The organism is Peribacillus sp. NPDC056705 (assembly GCF_043656335.1).
The window spans coordinates 413-1,423 of record NZ_JBHTYI010000187.1 but is presented as its reverse complement, the minus strand read 5'-3'; the positions used below and the strand labels follow the sequence as shown (position 1 = coordinate 1,423).

Below are 1,011 nucleotides of genomic sequence, written 5' to 3'. Positions count from 1 at the left end.
ATACTATAGCGGCGACAGCGGATACGGACCACATTTCAAGGAGATTGGCGATAAATACGGACCGTTTGACATCACGCTGATCGAAACGGGTCAATATGATGAAAAGTGGGCCAATATTCATATGACTCCTGAAGAGTCATTGCAAGCTAACCTGGATGTACAAGGCAAATTGATGATTCCTATCCACTGGGGAGCTTTTACGTTAGCGTTACACAGTTGGACAGATCCTATTGAACGGGCAAAATTAGCGGCTGAGCAGCTGAATGTAGCTTTGGCGACACCTAGAATAGGTGAAATTGTAACAATAGGAGCAACGAAGTACCCTTCAACAAACTGGTGGGAGTAACTTTAGATGTATCGTAGGAGAATGTTTTTTTCAGCGATGCTCAATCCGGTAACAAGAGGGTATACTGATGAGTAAAAAGATTTAAATTACAGCAAGTCAACAGGTATGTATTATCAAGCTTGGGGAATGGATGAAATATCCATTCCCTTATTCTGCGCAACGTGCGATGAATCGCGCCGCGATGCGACATTTATGCGTGGAAGCGCATTCAACAAAGTAGCTTCCATTCGTTTTAGAACGTGATTTAAATATGGTATCGTATACAAAGAGCGTTCATTAGTGATGGAAGGGGCAACAACAAATTATGGATACGACTCGGCAATCTCGAAAGCATCTGCACACGGGACATGCACTAAAGACATCGTTGATTCAGCTGATTCTGGAAAGCAACGACCCGGATAACATATCCGTATCGGAGATATCGGATCGCGCGGACTATAATCGCAGCACTTTTTATTTTCACTATAAGAACAAGAACGAGCTTCTGGAAGATATGTTTGACGATGCGCTGCATGGGATCGCGCAAGCGCTGCGAGAGCCGTTTAAGAAAAGCCAGCAAATATCGGTTCATGAAGGCCAATTGATTACGTTCCTGATCTGTAAGCATGTGGAAAGACATCAACAGTTGTTTAAGGCGCTAGCCAAAATCTCCTTCCAGCCAGGCC

The 1,011-nt window shown here is 44.0% G+C and carries 2 protein-coding genes; both read left to right on the top strand.

Annotated elements, in window-relative coordinates; translation table 11 throughout:
• Positions 1-346: MBL fold metallo-hydrolase (locus tag ACFRAK_RS28770; protein WP_394573158.1), on the top strand; the 346-nt coding region annotated here is incomplete at its 5' end.
• Positions 347-650: 304 nt separating this feature from the next.
• A partial coding sequence (locus ACFRAK_RS28765) for a TetR/AcrR family transcriptional regulator (protein ID WP_394573157.1) occupies positions 651-1,011 on the top strand: 361 nt, incomplete at its 3' end.